This is a genomic window from Psychrobacter maritimus, from assembly GCF_029953575.1.
Classification (GTDB): domain Bacteria; phylum Pseudomonadota; class Gammaproteobacteria; order Pseudomonadales; family Moraxellaceae; genus Psychrobacter; species Psychrobacter maritimus.
In genome coordinates this window covers 2,621,826-2,644,604 of sequence record NZ_CP124526.1, presented here as the reverse complement: position 1 = coordinate 2,644,604, position 22,779 = coordinate 2,621,826, and the positions used below count along the sequence as shown (strand labels likewise).

Below are 22,779 nucleotides of genomic sequence, written 5' to 3'. Positions count from 1 at the left end.
AGTGTCATTTTACCTATCATTATGTTAGTTTGAATGCCTTTGCATTTTTTGAATAGGAGACACGTATGTCAGTATTAGATAATAAGAAAATCAGCTTTATCGGTGGCGGAAATATGGCGCAGGCTTTGATTAGCGGGCTAGTCAGCTGCGGCGTCAAACCGAGTCTGATTACCGTTGCTGATCCGAGTAGTGAAGCGCGCGAGCAATTGGCTGCGAAAGGATTGAATACGGTTGATCCAACTGCCGATGCAAAAGCGGCGGTTATCGGTGCTGACATCGTGGTATTGGCGGTGAAGCCGCAAGTCATGAAAGCAGTGATTAGTGGTTTTGTTGACGTTTTAGACACGCAGCTGGTGATTTCAGTGGCAGCAGGATTATCGACTGCGCTGTTATCAAATATGCTAGGTGGCTATGGTAATATCGTCCGTGCGATGCCAAATACGCCGGCGATGATTCAAATGGGCGCAACGGGTCTGTACGGTACGGATGATATTTCTGCCGAACAAAAGCAATTGGCAACCGCAGTGATGGAAGCCTCAGGTTTGGTCATGTGGGTCGATAATGAAGAACACATGCATGCGGTTACCGCCGTATCAGGCTCAGCGCCCGCTTATATGTTTTACTTTATCGAAGCGATGGTCGATGGCGCAGTGGCGTTAGGATTGGATAAAGAGCAAGCGTCAGCACTGGCGCTGCAAACCATGCTGGGCGCGGCAAAAATGGCGCTGGGTAGTGAAGATGCACCAAGCGAGCTACGTCGCAAGGTCACCTCGCCAAATGGTACGACTCAAGCAGCTGTTGAATCCATGCAGGCCAATGACATCAGTCGTCAAATTGTTGAAGCCATGCAGGCTTGTTATGACCGTAGCCAAGCGCTGAGTGAAGAGATGAGTAAATAGCTAGTCGCTACTTGTCATCAACCTTTTGTAAATAGGGTATATCATGATTTATGAGATGCCCTATTTAAAATTATAAAAATTTAAAGTCATAAAAATGCCTGATAATGACATTCGTCATCCTAAATCCCGTTAATAATGTCACATTGAGTAGCACTTCATGAACAACCTGTTATTGCAAATTTTTGATTTGGTCACTACCTTCGCCATGATGTTGGTGTTTATCCGTTTTATGCTGCAGTTTGCTGGAATGGATGCTAGCAATCCTATGGTTGCCCCTGCTTATAAAGCCACCCATATCGTCGATGTGTTTGGGCGTATTTTCCCAACCGTCGCCCAAGGTCGTATTAGTATTGCTGCCATTGTATTGATGTTTTTAATTCGCCTGATTGATATCTCTGGTAAGGCAGCTTTGACGCATAAAGGTATTGCGCCTGTACCGCTATTTTTTACTGGTACTATCAGCTTGGTATTAGACTTTTTGCGTATGTGCCGCTATCTCGTTATCGGTTCTATCATTGTGAGCTGGATTGTGGTGTTTACCCAATCTCAGCATCCGATTATTGGCATTATTGTTAATTTAGCGGAGCCAATTTTAGCGCCGTTTCGCCGCATTACGCCAAACCTAGGTATGATTGATTTATCACCGATGGTTGCCTTTTTCGCCTTTTATTTACTTGAGATATTTATCGGTGGATTGGCATCAAGCTTTATGCCAATGTTGGGCTAAATGCCAATGGTGGGCTAAGTTAAATTCATTAAGTAAAAGTTAGTATCAAATCGAACACTGAATAAAAAGGCGCTCTATAAAATATAGAGTGCCTTTTTTTTATTTACCATCTATAGATTATTCTAAAATTCTACAAAACGATTGGGTATCAATTGGGCGTTAGCATTATCAGGGTGCGGCGCATCAGCGGCACGCAGCGTTTGGGTAATCCAACTATCCGCCGCTTTTACCGCCTCGACAAGCGCATCGCCCATTGCTAAGCGTCCAGCGATAAAGCTTGCTAATGAGCAGCCAGAGCCATGAAATTCGCCTTTTAGGCGTGGTAAGACACTTTTATGTACCATCTCTCCTTTGATATACAGATACTGCTCGATATCACCACTATCAAAGTCGTGTGAGGTCTTAACCAATACGGCATGACACCCTTTGGCGCATAGTTTTTGCGCACCGATATGCAAATCTTGCTCACCGCTTAAAGCCCGTAGCTCATGGGTATTTGGGGTGATTAATGTCGCATAGGGGAGCAGCTCTCGAAACGCCGTTACCAAGGTTTGCTCATCACCTAAGCTGCCACCGCTATTGGCAACCAATACCGGGTCGAGTACAAATGGCGTGTCAGCTGCGATAACCTGCTCAGCAAACAAACGCGTCAGCATAGCAATATTGTCAGTGGTGCCAAGCATACCTGACTTAATCACGCGCACAGGTAAATCATCGAGCACTGTGGTCGCCTGCGCTTCTAGCAAGGCGGCAGCACAAGCCTCAAAACTAAATACTTGCTGCGAGTTTTGTATAGTGATTGCCGTACAAGCGATGGCGGCATGTGCGCCTGCTTGGCCAATCGCCTCGATATCCGCTTGTAATCCAGCACCGCCTGACGGATCCAATCCTGAAAAACACAGTACCACTGGTCGCATAACCCTTCCTTTTATCTATTCTACAATGAATCATAAATACTATAGCCATCCATTGCCCAAAAAGCCATAGCCATTAGATTCTCGTCAATCAATAGTAAAGCCTAAAATAAAATTGGCTTTTTATGGCTAAATCAGGTGATTTTCACCCTTAAAAAATAATAAAGCCATTTAAATCGATAATTATGGCAAATGTAGGGTTAAATCTGTAGACAACGCTTGCAATTCGTTTCGGCTTTGCTATAATACCGCCCACGGCATAAGACGTATCATTAGCATCGATACTGTGTTTAAAAGGATATTTGGCTTAAAAAGCATTTTTTAATAAGAATATTCCGATAAGTGTCTTAAATCGTTCGGTGAAGTGGGTGAGTGGCTGAAACCAGTTCCCTGCTAAGGAACCATACGTGTAAGCGTATCGAGGGTTCGAATCCCTCCTTCACCGCCATTTATTCAGTTGTTATAAAGAGTAATAACGCAGAAATTGGCGTTAATGATTTTTTTAGTATCAAGTTTAAAAATAATTTGAATTTAACTAAAAAAGATGTTGACACAAGCGAGATTATCTATATAATGACCAACCTAATTTACTGCAATTGTTCTTGAATAATTCAGTAGATAATGTGCAAAGTACGCGCTTGTAGCTCAGTTGGATAGAGCACTTGGCTACGAACTAAGGGGTCGGGAGTTCGAATCTCTCCAAGCGCACCATTTGCATACTAGCTTATTTGTTCATGTAACTATTAAGCTAAAACTAAATCAATCGCCTGTCTTATGACAATTTGGCGATTTTTTTATGTCTGTCGTTTTTGTAGAGTTGCTATTTTAATGAGCTTCTCCCCCAATTTATTGCCTTCCTTCTAAATTTCAGTCAACAGCCTTTTGCATCAGAAGTCTTGTCTTATCATAATGTACGCTAAGTGCCTGAATTACGGTACAATGAGCGCTCTATTTTCCGCTTGTTATGGGCTTGTATCATGTCAAAATCGTCACCAAAAGCTGCTACTAAAGCAAAATCGCCACGCAAACAATCAGCGCATCAAACCCCTGCCGTTGAAGAAGCGATGGTTGCCAAACCTGGCACGCGCTTGGCGGCTATTCTTTATGATGGTATGTTGATTTTGGCTTTATTGTTTTTGGTCGGGACCATACTGACCGTGATTGGTACGCTATTGACGATGGAGACGGGCACGCAATCGCAACAAGCCAGATCGCTGCCGACGTGGTATCAGAATGCCATAATGACACCGTCATTTATACTGACGCTAGTGGGCTTCTATGGGCTGTTTTGGCGCCGCGGCGGGCAAACATTAGGTATGCAAACGTGGCGCTTAAAGACGGTCAATAATAGTGGTCACCTGCTAACGTGGGGGCAGTCGTTTAAGCGTATCTTGGCGGCGAGTCTGATGCCGCTGATATTTGGCCTTATTGGTAGTGTCATCGGTGGTTCACGGGCTATCTTATTGACCAGTGCCTTTTTGGGCTTTATTTTTAACTATGCCTTTTGTCTATTTAATCGTCGCGGTCTTGCGGTACAAGACATGCTCTCGAATACCATCACCTTAAAAATGCCAAAAACTGAGAATGAAGGGCTGTGGCGGGTGATTAGAAATCGCAAAGCCAATAAATAAGATGCTCAATATTTAAAATCTTTAATGTTAAGAGTCTTTAGTGTTAAGAGATTTTAACGTTAAGAGGCTTTAACGTTAAAAGGTTATAAAATCAAACGGCTTTATAGATTAGCGGTTTGCATCAGCCATAGCGTATAGCCGACAAAGAATAGCATCAGCGTTGCGCCAGACGTGCGACCAAATGGGCGTTTGCTGATAAAGGCAAAGAGAGATAAAACGACAAGCAATAAGGTGATGACGCCCATCGTCAGCACATCACGCGATAAGATGATTGGATTGGCTGTAATTGGTGCGATAAGTGTTGCAAGCCCAACAACGCCCAAGGTATTAAAGATATTAGAGCCAATAATATTGCCCAATGCCATATCATGCTCGCCTTTACGAGCGGCGGATAAGCTTGCGACCAGTTCAGGCAAAGACGTCCCAATAGCGACGATGGTCAAGCCAATAATCAGCTCGCTCAACCCCCAAAAAGTCGCCAATTCAACCGCACCCCAAACAATCGCGCGTGAGCTGGCAACCAACATCAATAATCCAAGAAATAGCCCACCCAAACCCCGTATTAAACTGGGTTCAGTATTATCTGATTTTTCTGCTTGGCTTTCTAATAACTCACTATCTACGATATTACCGTGACTGATTTCATCTACGTGTTTTAAGCTGCCTTCACGTAAGCTCATCACGATTTGAATAGCCAAAACCACCACAAGCAATGCCAACAGCACCAATCCATCATTAAAGCTTAGCAGCCCGTCACGCAGCTGCCACGCCGCCAAAGCAGTAATTACTACCAGTATCGGCAGATCACGCTTAACGATGCCTTTATGGATGATAATGGGGCTTATCAGTACCGTTGCACCCAATACCAAAGCGATATTGATGATATTTGAGCCGTAAGCGTTACCCAATGCCAACTTAGGGCTGCCTTCTATTGCGGCTAATACTGATACCACCATTTCAGGGGCAGAAGTGCCAAGCCCTAAAATAATCACCCCAATCAAAAAACTTGGCACATTTAGCTTTTTTGCCAGTGCGGTCGCACCATCAATAAAAACATCCGCGCTCCAAACCAAAATTGCCAAACCGACCAATACTGCAACAACCGCCAACCACATCAGTAATTTCCTTTCTTATAAATGGATAAATGAATAAATAAATGTAAAAAAAGCCGAATCCTATTTAGATTCGGCTTTCTTATTAAAATACAGTATTTACGTAGCTAACCATCCACTATTTATTAGCATTAAGCGTATTTTTGTGAAAATAAACACCTTAACATCGATAGTTATTAAGCAACTTGTACCGGAATGATATTGGCAGTGTCTTTGACGGTATTGTCTTCGTTGCAATAAACCAGCTTTGGCTGATAAGTTGCTGCTTCTACTTCATCAAAATGGGCATAAGCACAGATGATGACGATATCGCCTAAATCTGCCATATGGGCGGCGGCACCATTTAACGAGATAATACCAGAGCCCGCTTCAGCGCGAATCGCATAGGTGCGAAAGCGTTTGCCGTTGGTGACATTATAGATGTCGATAGATTCGTTTTCGCGTAGACCAGCAAGGTCGAGTAAGTCACCGTCGATACCGCATGAGCCTTCGTAGTGCAGCTCAGCATGAGTAACACGGGCGCGATGTAATTTGCACTTGAGCATGTTAAGTAGCATAGGTTGCTTCCTTAGGGTAACTGATATAAATGAGTCAAATCAAAAGCTTAATGGGGACAAGGTTGCTAGAATAAAAGTTATTTGCCTAAAAGTCACTGCTAAATTTACGTGTTAGTAATTTAAATGACTTAAAGTAATGCAAATAACGGCAGCTTATTCCGGTACTTTAAAGCCATTAATCTGTGAACGCGCTTTTTCAATATCGCCATCTAATAGCAATGGCAAGGCATCAAAAGCAGCACTTAAGGCACTATCAATGGCGATTTGCTCATCGGGAGATGCTTTCGATAACACGTGACCGCTGACTTTAGACTTATGACCAGGATGACCAATGCCGACACGTAGACGATGAAAGTCGTTGCCTATATGCGGCGTGATATCACGTAGACCATTATGACCGCCATGACCGCCATCGGTTTTGAGCTTGATGCTGCCGGCTGGAATATCGAGCTCATCATGGGCAATCAGCAATTCATCATTTTTAATGCCATAAAAATTAACCATCGGCACCACTGACTGACCGGATTTATTCATAAAGGTCAGTGGCATCAGCAGACGCACGTCATGCCCATGAATTTGCCCACGTCCTGTCACCCCGTGGAATTTTTTGTCAGGGGCGAGGGCGATATTAAACTGCTGAGCCAAATGATGCACGAACCAAAATCCTGCATTATGACGCGTAAACATATACTGCTGACCAGGATTACCAAGACCGACAATAAGCTTTATGGCCATAAAAACACCCTGCTTAAATTTAATAAATGAGTGGTAAGGCTTGTGATGATGCTATTTATTGATAGCACAACTGTTATTTTTCAAACCTTACTTACAAAAACAGCAGGAGATATTCATCACCTGCTATTTTTTTGACTAAACGAACCTTATATTACATAGTAAACGCTAGATTGCAGTCTCTATGTAACGGTGGTTTATTATTCGCCGTCTTTGTTTTCAGTAGCTTGCTCAGTTGCAGGTACGTCAGCGGCATCAACTTCTGCAGCGTCTTCGTCAACTTCTTCAACCGTTGGTGGCTGCATGTTAACGATAGTACGGTCGTGTGCATCTTCCATGTCAAGATCAAAGATAATCACGCCTTCAGGTAGTTTGATGTCTGATAGACGGAATAGATCACCGATTTCCATGCCTGATACGTCAACTTCTAAGTATTCAGGTAGTTGTGATGGTAGGCAAACGATTTCAACATCAGTCACTAGCGTAGATAGAACACCGCCAGCTTTCGTACCAGGCGCTTCTTCACGACCAGCAAAATGTAATGGAACGTTCATGTTGATTTTCTGACCTTTCACAATGCGCTGGAAATCAGCATGCATTGGGAAACCTTTAGCAGGATGGCGCTGCAAGTCTTTGATAACTACTTGTTGCTCATCGCCTTTATCGGTAGTGATGGTCAAAATTTGTGAGAAAAACGCTTCATATTCAAGCGATTTTACTAGCTCGTTGATTTTGATTGAGATAGGAGTTGGTTCTTCACCGCCACCGTAAATGATAGCAGGAACTAGGTTCTGCTTACGTAGGCGGCGGCTCGCACCTTTACCTTGTTGTTCAGCAGAGCGGTCAACTGCGTTGATTGCAAAATGATCAATAGCCATGGATATAATCCTATAGAGAGTATGTGAAGTATCTACCAGCAATAACAGACTTGCGACCAGTCTATCACCGGATAATCAATACTTTAGAAAGTATCAATCATGTCGCTAAGTATAAAAACCTACAAATAATAGGGGTTAACGAATGATGAATACAGGCGCGCATTATACGTGATTCTTTAACAATAATAAAGACCTAGGTAAAATGGTGCGCGACCATCTTACATAAAAAAACGCCAAGTCATTAAACTTAGCGTTTTTTTAGTAATATATTTTTTAGCGAAAGAAAATCTTAAGCATCAAACATGGCGCTGATTGATTCTTCGTTATTGATACGGCGTAAGCTTTCAGCCAGCATCGGTGCGATGCTCACTTGACGAATTTTGCTACAGGCTTTAGCTGCGTCAGACAATGGGATGGTATCAGTAACCACAATTTCATCGAGTGCTGATTCGCTGATGTTTTTCAGCGCATTACCCGATAGGACAGGGTGGGTAATATAAGCCAATACGCGGCGCGCGCCGTTTGCTTTTAGTGCTTCAGCGGCTTTGCATAACGTACCTGCGGTATCGACCATATCATCAACGATGACGCAATCACGGTCACGGACATCACCGATGATGTGCATCACTTGTGATTCATTGGCACGGGCACGGCGTTTATCAATAATCGCCATGTCGGTATCGCCCAACTGCTTCGCCATCGCGCGCGCACGCACCACACCGCCAACGTCAGGTGAAACCACCATGATGTTGTCATAATCTTGTTTTTTAAGATCATTCAATAATACAGGGGTACCGTAGATGTTATCGACTGGGATATCAAAGAAGCCCTGAATCTGATCTGAGTGCAAATCAACGGTCATGACGCGATCGATACTGACGATGTTTAGCATGTCAGCGACGACTTTAGCAGAGATAGGTACGCGAGCTGAACGCGGACGACGGTCTTGACGGGCATAACCGAAGTAAGGCATGACAGCGGTGATACGGCCAGCACTAGAACGACGCAAGGCGTCGGCCATCATCATGATTTCCATCAAATTGTCGTTGGTCGGTGCACAAGTAGGCTGCATGATAAACACGTCTTTACCGCGTACGTGTTCTTTGATTTCCACGGCAATTTCGCCATCAGAAAAACGCGTGATGTCAGCTTTACCAAGAGGTATATGGAGATGATCGGCTACGGTTTTTGCTAATTCTGGGTGGGCATTACCCGTAAAAATCGCCAAATAAGGCATGACAGAAGTCCTATTGATTAACTCAAGCAGCGACCGCTAAGCAGTATCAAACTGCTCAAATTTAGAAAAGAGTATGGAAAACTATTGATGACTACTATTACAGTAAAAAATGGCAGGGGTAGCTGGACTCGAACCAACGGATGTCAGGATCAAAACCTGATGCCTTACCAACTTGGCTATACCCCTGTAATGTCTAGGCTGTGTACGTCGATATCTAGGCATAATTTATACTAAATTACGCTTAAAATAGCGTCACGACCTGTTCGTTATATTATAAACAGATAAACTGTCTACAATATAACTTTTCCCTAACGGTGTTCATTGCGAACTATACCGAAACTGGGATAACGTTGTCAATGTCAATAAAATAAGCGTTTATTTAAAAACGGCTTATAATGACGACATATCGAACGCTTTACACTTAAAAATGGCAGGGGTAGCTGGACTCGAACCAACGGATGTCAGGATCAAAACCTGATGCCTTACCAACTTGGCTATACCCCTATTGAGGCGACCTATTATAAATAAATATTTAGATTTTGCAAGTCATTTGCGCCTTTTTATGGCTTTTATTATAAATAGGTCGAAAATAAAACCGATGTTGAGTTAATGAAAATTTATATATGGTATTTATACTCATTTTATTTATACGCTATGAGTAGGGTTTGGCCTCAGTTTTAGCTTGTATAGGCTAATTATTTGGTAAATCTGTAGCGTCCATAAACTGTGAACCCAAAAATACGATATATCTATTTTCCAAGCATTTAGGGTTGGCTTGTTGCTCGAAATTATAATTGTAACTAGGGTCGTATTTCCCGCCGCTTAAGGGTCCGTTAGTAAATAGCTCAGTGTTCAAAGGTATATCAACGCCATTGGCGGTCAGAGTCTGGGTCTCCTCATTCCAAGTGGTTATGCCATGAGGAAACACAGGAACGTTAAGCCTATCATCGTTTTGGATAAGCAAACAGCCGTCTTTCATAACCAAAATGCCGCCCATAGCTGGTTCTATTTCCGCACCATGTTTATATGGATAAGTAAAAAACTGGGCATAGGGCTTATTCTTAAAATCGTTAATACTGCTATCACTGGCCATATTATCGATAGATACTTTTGGCGCAGGTAACGTGACGTTTTGAGTATCAGAATTGTTGGTGCAGGCTGTCATGGCTATTGAAAGGGCCAAAATACTTATTGATAACGTAAAAGAATTGCCTTTCATGATAAATAACCTTTAAGCGAAGAAAATCATATTATTAATTCTATTTAACTTGTAGATTCCCCACTACGTACGCCGCACAAGGCGCATTGTTAACCCACTTTGCCAACAGCGTTTTATCATCAATAATACTCGCATCCAATGGCAAGAACACGGCGCTACCAGAGCCGGTCATACGAGCTGTGCTGAGTGCTTGCATCTCTAAGCCTTGCAAATACCGTAATGCCGCATCGACAGCCGGAGCGAGACTGGTGACGACATGACTAAACACATTTTGATAAGGTGTATTTAAACGTTGCACATAGTCATTGGTCTGGCTTTTGATAATGTCAATGGATAGGGCGTCGATATCTCGTTGTAGCTTTGGATGGGCGAACAGCTTAGCCGTGTTCACATGGGCGTTTGGGGTTAAGACTAAATATTGCTGCTCGGGCAAATCAATCGCTGTCAGCTCCTCGCCAATACCCATGGCAATCGCATCTTGCCCAAAGATAAATATCGGCACATCGGCGCCAATGCTTGCGCCAATTTTTATCAGCTCATTTTGATTAAAGTTGAGCTGCCAGATCTCATTTAAAACTAATAATGTCGTTGCCGCATTGGATGAGCCACCGCCTAAGCCTGCACCCATTGGTAAGTGCTTATCCAAGGTGATTTGCACTGAGTGCAGCTGCTTAGGTAGTCTGTCAGCTTGAAGAGCAAATGCTAGTAACGCTTGGGCGGCTTTAAAAATCAGATTGTCATCGATACTACTGGTTATGGTGTCGGCACCAGACAGCGTGAGAAGCTGATGACATAGCTTATCAGCGTCTAAGGTCTTATCTATAATAGAAAATGCTGCGTCGTCTACAAGCGTGAAATGCAGATAATCGCCCCAGTCAAGCAGGCGAAAGACGGTTTGCAGATTATGATAGCCATCAGCGCGCTTACCGGTGATATGCAAAAATAAATTAATCTTTGCCGGTGATAAGCGCGTGATAACCGATGTTGTTGTGGGGCGTTCAGTCATAAATAAATGTCTTTATGAATTGTTCGTAAATATCACAATGTATTCTGCTTTCTACTTTCTGCGTATTACTATTGTTTTTGATGATCGATGGTCATCACCACTTTATTGCCTTGTGACTGCATCGCACTGATTTTATTTGGCAGTTTATCATTGCCCTTATAAGTGAAACTGGCTTGCCATTCACCATTAACTGAGCTAATCAAACGGTTCTGGGCATCAAGCTGTGGCGCGCTGTCTGAAGGCGCTGGGCGACCCGATATCCAATACGGCATTTGTGAAATCGGTGCTTGCCAGCCAGTCGCTTTTTTTAGCAAAGTTTCAGGGTCATCGGCGGTTAAAGTGCCAGTTTTTTCACTGACTAAAGTCGCCGACTGACCATTATATTCGATATTGGTTTTGCCAATACCGAGCGCGCCAATCAATTCGATAGCAAAGCGGTCATTTTGTTGACCCCATGCATAAAACGCACTACCGCCTTGGTTTCCTGAATTGTCCTTACTAGGGGTTGTGACCCCGATTTTGCCCGTGATATTAAAGCTCTCAAGTTTTTTTGGTTGACCTTGTACCGTGCCAATAGGCTGATTGGTAGCGTTGGCGGTTTTTAGTGACTGGCAGCCAGAGGTAATCATAAGCGCGGTGGTTAAAGCAGTGAATAGCGCCAGTTTAGTTGGCTGAGTTTTTTTTAATACGGACATGGTTATTCCTCAAAAGTGACAAATGTACAAAATTAATGTTTTGATATTTAGAAGCTCATATATTTAAAAGCTTAAAAAGAGCTTAGCTTAAGCGTTATTTGTTACTCGCTGATGCGCGGCTGTTCATTTCTTATAACTGACTTGTAGTTTTTATGGTAAGCGTTTTTTTATTTTTATGCGCATTTTATGATGAGTATTAAATAAGTTTTAAGCAAAAAACGCATTAATAAAGCTGTATCCGGTCGTTGATATTGCGCTGCCCAAATGAGAAGCGCTGTTGTAAGTCTGCCAGTAATGCTTCGACTTTCTCATTATTGCCCAAGCCTTGATAAGCGCGTAGTAACAGCGTACCTGAACGTAGGGTCGGGAAGACGTCATACGGCGTTTGTAGATAGTCGATGACCTGCTGGTAGTCCTCGGTCGCTAAAGCATCTGCTGCCAGTATGTTGAGTGCTTGCAGATGCAGCTCATTGTCATAGCGCGGGTCATCATAACGGATTTGGATAATAGACGTTGCCAACGCTAAACCTTGCTCAGAGCTGCGCTCATTGGCTAGCAATAGCTGCGCGTAACTGAGCTGATAGGAGAGATTGGTCGGGTCAAGCGTTTGCAAATGATTGAGCAAAGTACGCTTAACGATATAATCGTTTTTATCATCAAGGAGTTGGACGCGGGCAAATAGTAGCATCTCATTATTAGGGTATTTGCGAGCGGCGCGCGTTAATAACCGTAGCGCTTCATCGGCTTCGTTTTGCTGCCACAAGATATCCGCTTGCATCACAAAGCTGTCAGGGGCGAAGACGCTAAAGTCTTTACGCAGCTTCTCTAAAGTTGCGATGGCTGCCTCGACGTCATCATTGAGCAGCTCAAACGAAACCACTTTTCGACGTGCTTCTAATACCAAGTCTTCTTGCATGACGCCATTGAGATAGTATTTTGCTTGCTCAAAGCGCTGCTGGCGCTCGGCACTGATACCAAGATAGTAGTAAGCTTGGTCAAGGTAAGCCGGACTTTTGGCCAACATATTGAGTAGCTGGTCAGCGCTGGCGTATTCTTCAACGTCTAAGCTGACCAGTGCGGCCAGCAAGGTAATCTCTTCATCATCGACAAAGCGCTCATGGGCGTCAAGCAATAGCTGCCAAGCCTGCTCGCTTTGTTTTAAATCCAGTAAGTAGCGAATCTCATATAAATATAAGCTCTTGCTATCAGGATTACGTAGGCGGGCTTGGCTAATATAATGAATGACTGCCTCTGATGGCTCAGTCTTGCGCAATATATCGGCTCTTAAAGTAATGAAAGGCACGTAATCAGGTTGACGGGCTAGGGCGCGATCAATATGGACAATGGCAACCTCAGGCTCATTAAACTGATACAGCAAACCGGCTTTTAACACTGACAAAGAAGCGTTTTGCTCACTATCGATAGGTTGCAGGGCAGCAAGTAATTCGCGTTTGTCTTCATCAGTGCTGGGATAAATGCCAATCAGAATTTCGCTAAGATCGGCACGCGGATCATAGCTTAAAATACGATTTAGGCTTTCGCCTGCCAATTCATAATCATGAGCGCGCAAGGCTAAGTGCGCCACATAAAACCACGCGGGCACGTGGTCGGGGTTTTGGTCTTGCCAAGTTTTGGCAAAGCGCAGCGAATCCTCAACGCTCTCATTACGTAAAGATAGGCTCAGCGCGCGCTCAAATACTGCGGTCGCATCTTGCTTAAAAGACTGCTGCTTATAAATGGTCAGCGCGCGCTCGGTATCATCGCGATCCGCGGCAAACTCGGCATCTAAAAGCGCGTACAGACTTGGCTCGCTAAGCGTCACTTGCCCGCCGCTTGTCGGTGCTAGACTGTTGACATTAGCCACGTTTTCAGTGGTTTGTGGCTGTTGATTAAATGATTGCTTGGTAAGCGTTTTATGAGCAGAAGTATTAATAGAATTTTCACTACTAGCATCACTAATATTTACATCACTAATATTTACATTATTAGTATTGGCATCATTGGCGACGACGGCAGAGATGTCATAGGAGCTGATATGTAATGAGGGGCTGATGTATTTGGCGTGGGCAGGTAATCCTAGGCATAAGCAAACGGCCAACGATAAAGTTAGCTGATGGCGCTGGCATAGCCGCTCAATAATAGCGTGCAATAAAGCGCGCAGGCGAGACTGATCATGATGCATAGGTTGCAATCTAAAGGATGAGCCAAAAAAAATCATAGCTAGCAGTGTTTACCCATTATTTACCCGTCAAATCGTTTGCAGCATAACAAGGTGATTTTATTGTTATTATTTTAGAAATAGCCGCGAAGAAAACCCGTCACTAGCATTATAAGAGTAGATTGAGGGGATAAACAATAGCGTCCGTGTTACTCAGATATTAGCAATATTTAGAGGATTAAGTAACTGCTAAATTATCCTAAGTTGGCTGTAATCACTCAATTATTGAATAACCTGCCATTGTTAATCATCACCGCCGGTCATTGCTAATAAACAAGATGAACGCTACTAGCGTTTTTTAAATTTAGCTATTTAGCAGCATTTACTTGAAAAGCCGTCATAGCAGTTGATTTATCACGGCCATGCCCAGATACAGACAAATACCATCGCCAAGCGTTGCCTGTTAAATAAAGCTGGCAATAATGATATAATAAGCGCTTTTTAGGCGTTTACACTGTGTCTCTCGTGGCGTATTGTGCGCATTGTTTATTAAAGACATTTTTTCAAAGACAGTTTATCAAGCGCTGTCTGTGAAAAGCTGTTTTTTAGCACTGCTGATTGAATAGGATTTCTTAACATTCTAAGAGCGTTTGGCTGGCAGGTAAACGTTATATTTATGGTCTATCAATAATGAGATTAGTGGTCATTGGGGTCAATCACAAAACCGCACCAGTCGCTCTACGAGAGCGCTTGGCGCTTGTTGGTGACGATGTGAATATCGCCCTTAAACAGCTAGAGCGCTTTACCGATGGTAGCGTCATTGTCTCTACTTGTAACCGTACTGAGATTTATGCGCTCGTCCCGCAAATCTCATTACCGCCAGAATCAGGCGCACATTTAGCAGAGCCACAAGCTGCTACTATTGCCAGCAATAATGCAATCGCTACGCAGACTGCTTCAGCGGCCATCAGCGCCCATATTCTAAAAATCAAAACATGGCTGGCGGATTTTAAACAGTTGTCGTTGGATGAGATTGACCCTTATCTTTATGTGCACCGTGATACTCATGCTTTGACCCATTGGCTCAGAGTCGCCGCTGGTCTTGACTCGATGATATTGGGTGAGCCGCAGATACTTGGTCAAATCAAGCGTTCTGTGCATTTGGCGCAGGATCAAAAAGCCCTAAGCAATCAGCTCGGCTGGATTGTCGATCAGGTATTTGCCGCCGCCAAACGCGTGCGTAACGAGACCCAAGTGGGCGCGCAAGCGGTATCCCTTAGCTATGCCGCTGCCAAATTAGTGACGCAAATATTTGACGATTTGCCCAGTCGTACCTTATTAGTCGTCGCAGCAGGCGAGATGAATCGCTTGGTAGCAACCCATATTGCAGGGCTTGGAGTCGGTCGGGTTATTATTTGTAACCGTAATCCTGAGCGTGCTGAAGCATTGGCCGCTGAGCTGCGTCGACCTGATCGCATTATAGAGGTGAGAGCGCTGCAAGAGTTGCCACAGGTATTGGCAGAAGCCGATATTGTCAGTAGCTGTAGTGGCAGCATGGATGTGCTGATTGATAAAACCATGACCTTGCGCGCGCTTAAAAGCCGTCGCTATCAGCCGATGCTGATGATTGACTTGGCGGTGCCGCGCGATATTGATTCGACCATTAGCCGTATCGATGATGTTTATCTGTACTCTGTCGATGATTTGCAACACGTGATTGCCGGTAATATTGAGCAACGTAGGCAAGCGGCGGTCGATGCTGAACTGCTCGTCAGTCAATTGGTCGTTGAGATGGATCGGCGCTTTCAAGTGCGCCAAGTCGGCAAAGATATTCAGCAATATCGTGCGCGCACCCATGACCAAGTCGATAAACTGCTGCATGAATCCATTGCTAAGCTGCAACAGGATAATGCCAGCCCTGAGGACATTCTTATTGAGCTGTCGCGACGTTTGACCCAGACACTGACCCATGCACCATCGAAGCTGATGCGTAAAGCGGCCCGTGAAGGTGATAATGAGTTGCTAGATTTTGTGGTTTCGGGATTACAAGAGGCGCATCGCGGTCGCTAAGCCATTTATCAAACCACTCATCTAACTAGCCGCTAAATGATTTGCTAAACACGGGTTGGTTTTTTGCTAAATTACCCCCTATAATCGATAGAGCAAAAAACATCAGTGATGTGGCAAAACCTCAGCCATGCCCAAAACCCAGTAACCAAATTTTCTCTTATTATACTAGGAGCGTCCTATGACTGCATTACGTCAAGATATTGATCCAAACGGCTTATTAGAATACTCAGTGGTCTATACTGACCGTGCCCTAAACCACATGTCAAAAGTCTTTCAGCAAGTCATGAACGACTTATCTAGCGACTTAAAATCAGTCTATAACGCTGATGCCGTTGCCATCGTTCCTGGTTCTGGTACTTATGGCATGGAAGCCGTGGCGCGTCAATTGGCCAATGATGAAGATTGCCTGATTATCCGTAACGGTTGGTTTAGCTATCGTTGGACGCAAATTTTAGAAAAAGGCAAAATTGCCAAGTCGTCTACAGTATTGACTGCCAATCGTGAAGAGGGTGATACCCCAAAGCCGTTTTCTCCAGTTGCTATCGATGAAGCGGTTGCTAAAATCAAAGCTGAAAAACCAGCCATGGTTTTTGCTCCGCACGTTGAAACCTCATCTGGTATTATTTTATCAGAAGACTATATCAAAGCATTGGCCGAGGCCGTTCATAGCGTTGGCGGCTTATTAGTCATTGACTGTATCGCTTCAGGTTGCGTCTGGCTCGATATGAAAGACTTGGGCATTGACGTGCTTATTAGCGCGCCGCAAAAAGGCTGGAGCAGCACACCGGGCGCAGGTTTGGTCATGCTAAGCGACGCTGCGGTGCAAAAAGTAGACAGCACCGAGTCTGATAGCTTTAGCCTAGATTTAAAACAGTGGTTAAATATCATGCGCGCCTATGAAAATGGCGGTCATGCTTACCATGCGACGATGCCAACCGATAGCTTACGTCAGTTCCGCGATACCGTTAATGAGGCCAAAGAAGTGGGCTTTGATAAACTATGTGCGGCACAGTGGGAGCTTGGTAAGCGCGTCCGTGAAGTATTAGCTACTAAAGGTATTGAAAGCGTGGCGGCAGAAGGTTTTGAAGCGCCGGGCGTCGTGGTTGCTTATACCGAGCGTGATGATATGCATAAAGGGAGCGCCTTTGCTGAAGCTGGCATGCAAATCGCTGCTGGTGTCCCGTTAAAAGTAGGCGAGCCTGATAACTTTAAAACCTTTCGCTTAGGTCTATTTGGTCTTGATAAATTGACCGATGTCGACGGCGCGGTACAGCGTTTTGAAAAAGCGCTTGATGAAGTACTGGCTAAATAGTTTAAATAATTACTATATTTATAATAATGACGGTATTTATTAAGCTGTTTTTATAGTAAAAAAATACTGAACCTGTGTAACGAGGGTTCAGTATTTTTTTACCTATTTATTATATTTTATTATATAATGTATTTATATAAAACGAATTTAAATCTGTATTTGATAAAAATTGGCTTAGGTAAACATTATGAGTATACAAATAGACTGGCAGGCATTTACGCCAATCTCCTTGGTAGGTGGTCTGATGCTAGGGGTGGCGACCGTTATTCTGCTATTGGGTATTGGTCGTATTGCGGGTATTAGTGGTATTTTCTCAAGTCTTTTAAAGCCCAAGCGCGTTGAGATGTGGCAGGTGTTATTTATCGCCGGTCTTGTTATCTCGCCGTTATTATATCGTTTGGTCAATCCGTTACCAGTGATAGAAGTAAGTACTTCTATACCGTTATTAATTGGCGCAGGTTTGCTGGTCGGCTTTGGCACGCGTTTAGGTTCAGGCTGTACTAGCGGCCATGGTATCTGCGGTAATGCGCGACTGTCACCACGTTCGATGGCGGCGACGGTGACCTTTATGTTGTTTGGTATTGTGACGGTTTATGTTGGTCGCCATGTCTTGGGCTTGATTTAAAAGTCATATAGGCAGTACGTTGCGAAGACAGCGATGAATATCGTTTATAACAGCTAGTCATAATAGATTGTTATAACAGCTTGGATTAACACATTAGGTGCGAGAAACAAACATGCTAAAAAATATAATTGGATTACTGGCAGGGTTATTATTCGGTTTTGGACTGCTGATATCAGGGATGACCGATCCTGTTAAAGTACAGGGCTTTTTGGACGTCTTTGGTGCGTGGGATATTTCTCTAGCACTGGTAATGGGCGGCGGTCTGGCGGTGGCGATAGTCGGCGTGCAACTGGCTAAGCGGCAAAAGAATAGCTGGATTGGCACCTTGATTGAGATGCCAACCAAAACCACCATCAATAAAAAACTGCTAATCGGCGCGATGCTATTCGGTATCGGTTGGGGCTTGGTGGGTATTTGCCCAGGACCAGGAATCGTGCTGCTAGGTACAGGACAATGGCAAGCGTACGTCTTTATCCCAGCGATGATAATCGGTATGCTGGTTTACCAATGGCTTGAGCCAAAACTTAATTAGTCGTTAGGTTGATAATAATCTTAGTTTTCTTAGTTCAATAAAAAAGGTCAGCCTAATTCAATTAGGCTGACCTTTTTTATACTCAATGACTTAGCATACAAAAATCTTATATTGCATTTTTTACGTGGTACTTGGGCTGACTTTTGGCGTCTCATGTGCCAATGATTTTGCCGCCTGACGCAGCTCAAACTTCTGTACTTTACCGGTGCTGGTTTTAGGGATTTCAGCAAAGATAATATATTTAGGTACTTTAAAACCAGCCAAATGCTGCTTGCAGTGCGCCATCACATTATCACGCTGTAAGGTGCTGCCAGCATGAATCTCGATAAAGGCGACAGGCACTTCGCCCCATTTATCATGCGGCGCGGCGACGACAGCACAGCTTTGCACTTCAGGCATTTTATATAAGACGTTTTCGACTTCGATACTAGAGATATTTTCGCCACCTGAGATGATGATGTCTTTAAGCCTATCCATGATTTTGATATAGCCATCAGGGTATTTAACGCCCAAATCGCCGGTACGGAACCAGCCGTCAGCAAAGGCTTCTTCGGTCGCTTTACGGCTTTTTAGGTAGCCTTTCATTACCATATTACCGCGCAGTGCCAGCTCGCCCATCTCTTCGCCATCTGCAGCAACCGGCTCAGTAGTGCCTTGTTTAAAAAGCTCAAAGCCTGTCATCAAATGCGACGTCACACCTTGGCGTGATTTCTTTTGCGCGCGAGCAGCGACATCAAGCGCATCCCATTCTTGTTGCTCAGCGCAGACAGTGACCGGCCCATAGACTTCGGTCAGACCATAAACGTGCGAGATATGAAAGCCCATTGCTTCCATAGCGGCAAGCATGGTTTCAGACGGCGGCGCGCCGGCGACCCAGCCTTTGACTTCATGGTTAATGGCTTCTTTATATTCCGGTTTACCGCCAGCAATCATATTGTGTACTACCGGCGCTGAGCAATAATGCGTGACTTTATGCTTGGCAATCAGCTGCAAAATCAAATCAGCGTCAATCTTACGCAAGCAGACGTTGACGCCCGCGCGCTCAGCGATGGTCCATGGAAAGCACCAACCATTACAGTGGAATAATGGTAGCGTCCATAGATACATCGGGTGCTTGGGCATATCCCAATCTAAAATATTGGAGACGGCATTGAGCGTGGCACCGCGGTGATGATAGACCACACCTTTGGGTTTGCCAGTGGTGCCAGAGGTATAGTTGAGCGCAATGGCATCCCATTCATCTAATGGTTTTTCCCAATTATCCAAACTGTCTGAGCTGGCGATTAATTCTTCATAGCTCATACTACCAAAACGCTCGATATTGAGCGCCGCATCGGTTGCATGAATAACGATGAGATTAGGAAAAGCTTCATCAATCATCTCAGCATGCTCAGCAAACTCGCTGTCTAAGATTAATACTTTAGCTTCTGAATGTTGCAGACAAAAACTTAACGCATTGATATCAAGACGGGTATTTAAAGTGCAAAGTACGCCACCTGACATGGGTACGCCAAAGGCACATTCGACCATCGCTGGGGTGTTTGGCATCATGACCGCCACGGTATCATTTTTATCAATCCCCAATTTACGCAGACCATCCGCTAATTGACGGCAACGATCGTAGGTCTGTTGCCACGTTTGCGTGAGGTTATTGTGTTCTAAATCGTCATAGATGATAGCGGTCTTATCAGGATAGACCTGTGCGCTACGGATGATGAAGTCAATAGGGGTAAGCGGTTGATAGTTGGCAGCGTTTTTGCCAAGACCTGTGTGGAAGTCTGTCATTAGGATAGTCCTTTATCGTATTGCTAGTATTCGATGGTGCAGAGATTTAGCGAAGCGGTTGCTGATACTCAATAAAACTCGTATTTCGCTTAGTATATGCTTTATATATCTAGCATGTCATAGCTCATGCTCATAGCGTATTTCTATAACAATGCCCTAGCTATTATAGCCAATCAAAGTGAAAATTGGGCAGGTTTTGTGGGGTTTGCTTTGCTAAATGCCGTAAAATCGAGTCATAAACCAAGTTGCTGAACATTCGCATCAATATATTGCTCACTCATCAGTCGCTTGTCCGCATAGCTGATAAGAATGGCGGTGTGTTAGGATAACGGTAATACTAAATCCCGCAGCCTAGCTATTTTAAAAAGCCTAACTGTTTTTAGAAAAATAATTATTTTTAAAAGCTTAACCATTTCTAAAAAGCTTAAGCATTTTTAAAAAGCCCAATTAGTTTTAATAAGTAGTCCCACAAACCATTCATAAGGAAAATGATATGACCGCCAGCCGCACTGCCAATACCATTGAGACCGCCAGCACCAACGCCCACTACCCGCATTTATTTGAGCCGCTCGATTTGGGCTTTACCACGCTTAAAAATCGCATGGTGATGGGCTCGATGCACACAGGGCTTGAAGACCGTTTTTATAATTACGGTAAACTGGCGGCGTATTTTGCTGAACGTGCGAAAGGCGGCGTGGCAATGATGATTACCGGTGGTATTTCACCCAATCGTGAAGGTTGGTTGCTACCAGCTGGCGGTACGATGAACACGCGCGCTGATGTCCTTAATCATCAACGCGTCACTCGTGCAGCACATAAATATGATAGCAAAATCATCATGCAAATCTTGCACAGCGGTCGCTATGGTTATCATCCTTTTGCAGTGTCAGCAAGCCCGATTAAATCGCCAATCTCGCCATTTAAACCCCGTAAGATGAGCATTAAAAACATCGAGCAAACTGTTAAAGATTACGCCCGCTGTGCAAAACTTGCCAAACAAGCCGGTTATGATGGCGTCGAAATCATGGGCTCAGAAGGCTATTTGCTCAATCAATTTTTATCGCGTCATGTCAATAAACGTACGGATGAGTACGGCGGTGATATTCAAAATCGTATGAAGTTTGCGGTCGATGTCGTTAAGGCGGTACGTGAAGCGACGGGTGAAGATTTCATTATCCTATTCCGCTTGTCAGTGATTGATTTGGTCAAAGACGGTAACGTCATGGATGAAGTCATCACTGTCGCTAAAGCCTTAGAAGAAGCGGGCGTTACCATTATGAATACTGGTATCGGCTGGCATGAAGCGCGTGTTCCGACGATTGTCACCAGTGTGCCGCGTGCGGCTTTTGTTGATTTCACCGCTGAGATTAAAAAGCATATCAGCATCCCAATGATGGCAGCCAACCGTATCAATATGCCTGAAACCGCAGAAGACATCGTCGCTAGTGGTCAGGCTGATATGATTCAAATGGCGCGTCCGTTCCTAGCTGATGCGCATTGGGTGAATAAAGCCAAAAATGGCCAAGCCGACCGTATCAATACCTGTATCGCCTGTAACCAAGCTTGCCTTGATCATACTTTTGAGAATAAACGCTCGACCTGTTTGGTCAATCCACAAGCTTGCTATGAGACAGAATTGGTTTATAAGAAAACCAAAAAACCTAAAAAGGTTGCGGTTATCGGTGGCGGCGTCGCTGGCATGTCAGCCGCTCATGTTGCCGCGCTACGTGGTCATGACGTCACCTTGTTTGAAGCGAAAGATATTTTAGGCGGTCAGTTTAACTACGCCAAGGTCATCCCGGGTAAAGAAGAATTCTTTGAAACCATTCGCTACTATATCAATGAGCTTGAGCACTTAGGCGTTGAGATTAAACTTAATACCAAAGTCGATAAAGCCATGCTAGAGAAAGCCAAGTTCCATCATGTCATCGTCGCAACTGGTGTAGTACCGAGAAGTCTTGAAGGTAAGCTAGAAGGGGCTGATTTACCACAAGTGATGAGCTATGCTGAATTGCTTTCAGGTGAGAAGTCCGTTGGTGAAACTGTTGCTGTGATTGGTGCTGGCGGTATTGGCTTTGATGTTAGCGAATATCTCACCGCCAATCACGGTCAGTCATTAGATAAAATCGGTCCTGACGCGCTAAAAGATCCAAGCTACCGCACCACGCCGCAGTCTATCAGCGAGTGGCGCGAAGAGTGGGGCGTGACCTCTGATACCAATTATCAAACCGAGGGTGGTTTGATTAAGCCTGAAGCCATCAAGCCGGTGCGCCAAGTATACTTGATGCAGCGTACCAAAGGTCGTTTGGGCAGTGGTCTTAATAAAACCTCGGGCTGGGTACATCGCGCTCACGTTAAATCGCACGGCGTCATCCAAGTATCAGGCGCCCAGTACGATAAAATTACCAATGAAGGCATTTGGATCACCAATAACCAAGGTCAAAGCCAGCTGTTACGTGTCGATAGCGTTGTGGTTTGTGCGGGTCAAGAGTCAGTCGTTGAGCTGATGCCAAACGTTGGCGATGCGCCAGACGCGCAATATCACTTAATTGGTGGTGCGAAACTGGCAGCTGAGTTGGATGCCAAACGAGCGATTCGTGATGGGGCTGAGGTTGCTGCAGCGATTTAAGGCTTGATTTAAGATCGTAGTGTTAATTTAGCAGACGGCAGGGGAGTGATTTCCTGCTGTT

The 22,779-nt window shown here is 44.3% G+C and carries 19 protein-coding genes and 4 tRNA genes; 10 read left to right on the top strand and 13 right to left on the bottom strand.

Features of this window, described 5'->3' with window-relative positions:
• The first annotated feature begins 65 nt into the window (after positions 1-65).
• Both proC and QJS82_RS11265 read left to right on the top strand, forming a co-directional pair.
• A complete protein-coding gene (gene proC, locus QJS82_RS11270; RefSeq protein WP_281490544.1) occupies positions 66-899 on the top strand; it encodes a pyrroline-5-carboxylate reductase in 834 nt (277 codons plus the stop codon).
• Between the two features lie 157 nt (positions 900-1,056).
• A complete protein-coding gene (locus QJS82_RS11265; RefSeq protein WP_201564470.1) occupies positions 1,057-1,626 on the top strand; it encodes a YggT family protein in 570 nt (189 codons plus the stop codon).
• A 122-nt stretch (positions 1,627-1,748) separates the two neighbouring features.
• Here the strand turns inward: QJS82_RS11265 and QJS82_RS11260 are convergent, their stop codons facing one another.
• Positions 1,749-2,543, bottom strand: a complete 795-nt coding sequence (locus QJS82_RS11260) for a hydroxymethylpyrimidine/phosphomethylpyrimidine kinase (protein ID WP_281490543.1) — start codon at positions 2,541-2,543, stop codon at positions 1,749-1,751.
• Between the two features lie 355 nt (positions 2,544-2,898).
• On the opposite strand from QJS82_RS11260, the gene QJS82_RS11255 reads away from it, so the two are divergent.
• From QJS82_RS11255 to QJS82_RS11245, 3 genes are all read left to right on the top strand, one after another.
• Positions 2,899-2,988: transfer RNA gene (locus QJS82_RS11255), tRNA-Ser, on the top strand.
• Between the two features lie 186 nt (positions 2,989-3,174).
• A tRNA-Arg gene (locus QJS82_RS11250) sits at positions 3,175-3,251 on the top strand.
• 266 nt (positions 3,252-3,517) lie between these two features.
• A complete protein-coding gene (locus QJS82_RS11245) occupies positions 3,518-4,171 on the top strand; it encodes an RDD family protein (RefSeq protein ID WP_281490542.1) in 654 nt (217 codons plus the stop codon).
• A gap of 101 nt (positions 4,172-4,272) precedes the next feature.
• On the opposite strand, the gene QJS82_RS11240 is transcribed toward QJS82_RS11245, so the two are convergent.
• From QJS82_RS11240 to QJS82_RS11190, 11 genes are all read right to left on the bottom strand, one after another.
• Positions 4,273-5,286 carry a calcium/sodium antiporter gene (locus QJS82_RS11240; RefSeq protein ID WP_281490541.1) on the bottom strand — a complete coding sequence of 338 codons (1,014 nt, stop codon included), beginning with the start codon at positions 5,284-5,286 and terminating at the stop codon, positions 4,273-4,275.
• Positions 5,287-5,459: 173 nt separating this feature from the next.
• Positions 5,460-5,840, bottom strand: a complete 381-nt coding sequence (gene panD / locus QJS82_RS11235) for an aspartate 1-decarboxylase (protein ID WP_045443274.1) — start codon at positions 5,838-5,840, stop codon at positions 5,460-5,462.
• Between the two features lie 153 nt (positions 5,841-5,993).
• Complete coding sequence (gene pth / locus QJS82_RS11230; protein WP_201618983.1) at positions 5,994-6,575, bottom strand: aminoacyl-tRNA hydrolase; 582 nt, start codon at positions 6,573-6,575, stop codon at positions 5,994-5,996.
• 197 nt (positions 6,576-6,772) lie between these two features.
• Positions 6,773-7,450 (bottom strand): 50S ribosomal protein L25/general stress protein Ctc, encoded by a 678-nt coding sequence (locus QJS82_RS11225; protein ID WP_281490540.1) that lies wholly within the window; start codon positions 7,448-7,450, stop codon positions 6,773-6,775.
• 289 nt (positions 7,451-7,739) lie between these two features.
• Positions 7,740-8,687 carry a ribose-phosphate pyrophosphokinase gene (locus QJS82_RS11220; protein WP_149490452.1) on the bottom strand — a complete coding sequence of 316 codons (948 nt, stop codon included), beginning with the start codon at positions 8,685-8,687 and terminating at the stop codon, positions 7,740-7,742.
• A gap of 110 nt (positions 8,688-8,797) precedes the next feature.
• A tRNA-Gln gene (locus tag QJS82_RS11215) sits at positions 8,798-8,873 on the bottom strand.
• Positions 8,874-9,115: 242 nt separating this feature from the next.
• A tRNA-Gln gene (locus tag QJS82_RS11210) sits at positions 9,116-9,191 on the bottom strand.
• A gap of 187 nt (positions 9,192-9,378) precedes the next feature.
• Complete coding sequence (locus QJS82_RS11205; protein ID WP_281490539.1) at positions 9,379-9,906, bottom strand: hypothetical protein; 528 nt, start codon at positions 9,904-9,906, stop codon at positions 9,379-9,381.
• Positions 9,907-9,946: 40 nt separating this feature from the next.
• Positions 9,947-10,912, bottom strand: coding sequence for a 4-(cytidine 5'-diphospho)-2-C-methyl-D-erythritol kinase (ispE, locus tag QJS82_RS11200; RefSeq protein WP_281490538.1), 966 nt, complete (start codon positions 10,910-10,912; stop codon positions 9,947-9,949).
• A 68-nt stretch (positions 10,913-10,980) separates the two neighbouring features.
• A complete protein-coding gene (lolB, locus tag QJS82_RS11195) occupies positions 10,981-11,607 on the bottom strand; it encodes a lipoprotein insertase outer membrane protein LolB (protein ID WP_281490537.1) in 627 nt (208 codons plus the stop codon).
• 223 nt (positions 11,608-11,830) lie between these two features.
• The gene (locus QJS82_RS11190) at positions 11,831-13,789 is read right to left on the bottom strand and encodes a tetratricopeptide repeat protein (RefSeq protein WP_281490536.1); all 1,959 of its coding nucleotides are present in this window, start codon (positions 13,787-13,789) and stop codon (positions 11,831-11,833) included.
• A 666-nt stretch (positions 13,790-14,455) separates the two neighbouring features.
• Here QJS82_RS11190 and hemA point away from each other — a divergent pair.
• From hemA to QJS82_RS11170, 4 genes are all read left to right on the top strand, one after another.
• Positions 14,456-15,835 (top strand): glutamyl-tRNA reductase, encoded by a 1,380-nt coding sequence (gene hemA / locus QJS82_RS11185; RefSeq protein WP_281490535.1) that lies wholly within the window; start codon positions 14,456-14,458, stop codon positions 15,833-15,835.
• Between the two features lie 178 nt (positions 15,836-16,013).
• Positions 16,014-17,147 carry an aminotransferase class V-fold PLP-dependent enzyme gene (locus tag QJS82_RS11180; protein ID WP_281490534.1) on the top strand — a complete coding sequence of 378 codons (1,134 nt, stop codon included), beginning with the start codon at positions 16,014-16,016 and terminating at the stop codon, positions 17,145-17,147.
• A 187-nt stretch (positions 17,148-17,334) separates the two neighbouring features.
• Positions 17,335-17,772 carry a YeeE/YedE family protein gene (locus tag QJS82_RS11175; RefSeq protein ID WP_271133818.1) on the top strand — a complete coding sequence of 146 codons (438 nt, stop codon included), beginning with the start codon at positions 17,335-17,337 and terminating at the stop codon, positions 17,770-17,772.
• A gap of 112 nt (positions 17,773-17,884) precedes the next feature.
• Entirely contained in the window at positions 17,885-18,304 is a 420-nt protein-coding gene (locus QJS82_RS11170; protein WP_183619622.1) for a DUF6691 family protein, read from the top strand.
• A 120-nt stretch (positions 18,305-18,424) separates the two neighbouring features.
• On the opposite strand, the gene QJS82_RS11165 is transcribed toward QJS82_RS11170, so the two are convergent.
• Complete coding sequence (locus QJS82_RS11165; protein ID WP_281490533.1) at positions 18,425-20,089, bottom strand: AMP-binding protein; 1,665 nt, start codon at positions 20,087-20,089, stop codon at positions 18,425-18,427.
• A 493-nt stretch (positions 20,090-20,582) separates the two neighbouring features.
• On the opposite strand from QJS82_RS11165, the gene QJS82_RS11160 reads away from it, so the two are divergent.
• A complete protein-coding gene (locus tag QJS82_RS11160; protein WP_281490532.1) occupies positions 20,583-22,718 on the top strand; it encodes an FAD-dependent oxidoreductase in 2,136 nt (711 codons plus the stop codon).
• Positions 22,719-22,779: the final 61 nt, after the last annotated feature.